Genomic DNA, 1,260 nt, shown 5'->3' on the forward strand with positions numbered 1-1,260 from the left:
ATTCTTGGCATTCTTGCCGCGTCGATGCTGACGGTAACCACCTTCTCGCTGTCCACCATGGTCTCGGCATACGGGTCCGCGTCCAACAGCGCCACCCCGCGCGCGGCCCGCCTGCTGATCGAAGACACCCGGGCCCAAGGTGCGCTGGCCACCTTCATTGGTGCCTTCCTGTTCTCGATCGTGGGCCTCATCGCGCTCAGCACCGGCATCTACGGAGATAGCGGCCGGCTTGTACTGTTCGGGGCAACCATCGCGGTCATCATCGTCATCACAGTGACGTTGCTCCGGGCTATCGAGCAGTTCTCACGCTTTGGCCGCGTCGGCGAAACCATCGATCTGGTGGAGCGGGCGACCCAAGTGGCAATGAAGCGCCGCGCCGAGGAGCCTTCGCTCGGCGGAGCCAGTGCGGTTCGGGTAGGAGAGGGGGCGGTGCAGCTGGTCGGCGATCAGGTGGCCTACGTTGAACACGTGGATGTCGGGCGGATCAACGCCATTGCGCAGGAACATGATCTACGCGTTCATCTGCTCTGCCAGCCGGGTACGTTCGCAACCCCAACCCGTCCGTTGATAGCCATCGAGGGAAATCTACTTCCTGAAGTACAGAGTGAAGTGATCTCAGCCATTTCCTTTAGCGACGCGCGCTCCATCGAAAATGACCCACGGTTCGGGCTGGTCGTGCTTGCGGAAATTGCCCAGCGAGCCATGTCACCTGCGGTGAACGACCCTGGGACCTGCATCGACGTCATCGGGACATGTGTCAGGCTGCTCTGTGCATGGTCCAGCCACGCAGGGGACGCTGCGACAGGCGAGGTGCTGTATCCGCGCGTGCACGTGCAGTGTCTCGACGTACGCGACATGTTTGAGGACGCGTTCACTCCGATTGCCAGGGATGCCGCCGCGTCCCTGGAGGTCAGTATCCGGCTGCAGAAGGCCTTCGCAGCGTTGGCAGGGTCCTCGAATGAAGCGACAAGAGTCGCATCACAGGCGCATGCCCGCATCGCGTTGGAGCGCGGCCTATTGGCCATGGATTTCGAAGCTGATCGCGAGGCGCTTCGAGCCGTCGCATCTTATTTGACTCTGGAAGATGTGGACCACCGTTCGTAGTATCTTCCTATCAAAGCCTTTGAAGCGCTGCGCTGGCTATCAGTGCTCGGCTGTGGTCTGGAGCACATCCGGTCAGCTCACCTTCCACAGCATGTATGCGGCAGTAATGAAGATCAGTACTGCAAATACCGTGTTCAGAGCTCCACGATAGTTGGC

1 protein-coding gene is annotated in these 1,260 nt (G+C 60.5%); it reads left to right on the forward strand.

Going from position 1 to position 1,260, the window contains the following annotated elements; all coding sequences use genetic code 11:
• Positions 1-1,104 (forward strand): DUF2254 domain-containing protein (locus AC2A1N_RS13835; protein WP_484372616.1); only part of this gene is annotated, 1,104 nt, incomplete at its 5' end.
• Positions 1,105-1,260: the final 156 nt, after the last annotated feature.

The sequence above is a fragment of the Stenotrophomonas maltophilia group sp. SKK55 genome, assembly GCF_057179845.1.